We start from the raw sequence: 2,293 nt of genomic DNA, 5'->3' as shown, positions 1-2,293 counted from the left end.
CGGCCGAGCGCGCCGGCCCTCGGCCCGCGGTCCCGGCTGGTCCGGACCGCGCCCCGGGCCGACGTCCGGAACAGGGACCAGGTGACCCGAAGGACCGTGCCGCCGGGCCCTGCCGGCACGGCGGCGGGCCGTGTGTGACGCCCCGGTGACCACGCGGAGCCCGTCCCCGCCCCGGACAACCCCGTGCGGCCGGGGACATGCTTCACTGGCATCCGCATCCATCCAGAACGGCCGAGAGACCTGGCTCGACGACGCCGTGGCAACCCTGCCTCCCCGCTCCTCGGGGCCTGCGGCACGGTGCCAATGCCAGCGACGATGGGAGATGACCGATGAGTGTGCTCACCCCTGCCCGCAGCGCGTCCGCCGCCGGCGGAGCCGACCGCCACAGCCTCGCGGTGTCCCTGGACGCCGTGGGGCGCACCTTCGGCACCGGCGACGGCGCCCACACCGCCCTGCGCGACGTGTCCCTGGAGATCGCCCCCGGCGAGGTCATCGCCCTGCTCGGCGCCTCCGGCTGTGGGAAGTCCACGCTGCTCCGGGCCGTGGCGGGTCTCGACACCGGCTTCGACGGGGACCTGCTGATCGGCGGGGAGCCCGTGTCCGCGTTCGACGCCCGCACCGCGGTCGGCTTCCAGGAGCCCCGGCTCCTGCCGTGGCGGACCCTCGCACAGAACGTCGCCCTCGGGCTGCCGCACGGGCTCTCCCGCCGTGAGGGCGACGCCCTGGTCCGGGAGCTGCTCGACCTCGTCGGCCTGGGCGCGTTCGCAGACCACCGGCCCCGCGCGGTCTCCGGAGGCATGGCACAGCGCACCTCGCTCGCCCGGGCCCTGGCCCGCCGCCCCGGCGTGCTCCTGCTCGACGAGCCGTTCGGTGCCCTCGACGCGCTCACCCGCCTGCGCATGCAGGACCTCCTGCTCGACGTGCACGCCGCCACCGGCACCACCGTCCTGCTGGTGACCCACGACGTCGAGGAGGCCCTGCAGCTGGCCGACCGCGTGGTGCTGCTGTCCCGGGGCACCGCCGCCGATGCTCCCGCCGGCGCCACGATCGCCGAGGTGATCGACGTGCCCGGGGACCGCCCGCGCGACCGCACCGCCGCCGAGCTGGTGGCGCTGCGGGCAGCCCTGCTCGAAGGACTGGGGGTGGAGAGCCACCATGGGCACTGAGCGGAACCCGACCCGGCGCGCCGTGCTCTCCGGGATGCTGGCCGTGCCGCTGACGCTCGGCGCCTCGGGCTGCCTGCTCCAGGGCGAGGGCCGCGGTTCCGTCGACGGCGTCACCACGAGCGAGGGCACGCTGAACATCGACTACGCCACCTACAACCCCCTGTCCCTGGTGATCCGTTCCCAGGGGTGGCTCGAGGAGGAGTTCGCCCAGCAGGGCGTCGGCGTGAACTGGGTGTTCTCGGCCGGCTCCAACAAGGCCAACGAACTGCTGCGGGCCGAGGCCGTGAACCTGGGCTCCACCGCCGGGGTGGCCGCGCTGCTGAACCGCTCCAACGGAGCGCCCACCCGGATCGTGGCGACCGCGAACCGTCCGGAGTGGGCGGCGCTGCTCGTGCCGCCGGGCTCCCCGGTGCAGTCCCTCGAGGATCTGCGCGGGACGTCCGTGGCGGCCACCCGCGGCACCGACCCGTACTTCTTCACCGTTCGCGCCCTCCGGGCCGCGGGCATCGACCCGGCCGAGGTGGAGATCCAGAACCTGCAGCACGCCGACGGCCGCCAGGCCATGGAGGCCGGCTCCGTGGCCGCCTGGGCGGGGCTGGACCCGATCATGGGCGCGCCGAGCACGCCGGCGCACGCTTCCTGTTCCGGGACCTGGAGCTCAACACGTTCTCGGTGGTGCAGGCCACGGAGTCCTTCATCGACGAGCACCCGGACCGCCTGCAGACCGTCATGGACACCTACGAGCGGGCCCGTGCGTGGGCCCTGGAGCACCCGGAGCGCACCGCGGCCATCCTGGCCGAGGAGGCGGGACTCGACCCGGACGTGGCCCGCACCGTCATCACCGAGCGCACCAACCTCGACGTCTCCCCCGTCCCCGGGGAGGAGCTCCGCGGCACCCTCGCCGCCACCGGGGAGATCCTCGTGGAGACCGGGGACGTCGACTACCAGGAGCAGGTGGACGCCGCCCTGGAGACCCTGTTCGCACCCCGCTTCGCCGAGGAGGCCACGCGATGACCAGCACCCTGCAGACCGACGTCACGGACCGTCCGGCCGCCGACGAGGCCTCCGCGGCCCCCCGCCTCCCCGGAGCCCGTCGCCGCCGCCGATCCGCGGCAGGACGTCCCGCG

Annotated in this window: 2 protein-coding genes, 1 pseudogene and 1 riboswitch; all 3 genes and pseudogenes read left to right on the top strand. The window is 75.0% G+C overall.

Annotation, left to right across the window (positions count from 1 at the left end; genetic code table 11):
• Positions 1 to 215 precede the first annotated feature (215 nt).
• A riboswitch (SAM riboswitch) is annotated at positions 216 to 336 on the top strand.
• The 3 genes and pseudogenes from AC2W7A_RS11655 to AC2W7A_RS11645 all read left to right on the top strand — a co-directional run bounded on the left by AC2W7A_RS11655 (position 330) and on the right by AC2W7A_RS11645 (position 2,180).
• On the top strand, positions 330 to 1,166 hold the full coding sequence (locus AC2W7A_RS11655) for an ABC transporter ATP-binding protein (RefSeq protein ID WP_485991487.1): 837 nt from the start codon (positions 330 to 332) through the stop codon (positions 1,164 to 1,166). It overlaps the preceding riboswitch by 7 nt.
• Positions 1,156 to 1,701: pseudogene (locus tag AC2W7A_RS11650) on the top strand (ABC transporter substrate-binding protein); the annotation flags it as partial. The gene AC2W7A_RS11655 and the pseudogene AC2W7A_RS11650, both read left to right, overlap by 11 nt.
• Positions 1,702 to 1,841: 140 nt before the next feature.
• Complete coding sequence (locus AC2W7A_RS11645) at positions 1,842 to 2,180, top strand: hypothetical protein (RefSeq protein ID WP_485991488.1); 339 nt, start codon at positions 1,842 to 1,844, stop codon at positions 2,178 to 2,180.
• The last annotated feature ends 113 nt before the right edge of the window (positions 2,181 to 2,293 follow it).

Source organism: Micrococcus sp. LASM2_SD2 (assembly GCF_057364565.1).
This window is presented reverse-complemented; position numbering and strand designations above follow the sequence as displayed.

What these genes read in the sequence shown, in the direction of transcription:
- AC2W7A_RS11655 (WP_485991487.1), top strand. Translation starts at nt 330, where the DNA reads ATGAGTGTGCTCACCCCTGCCCGCAGCGCGTCCGCCGCCGGCGGAGCC.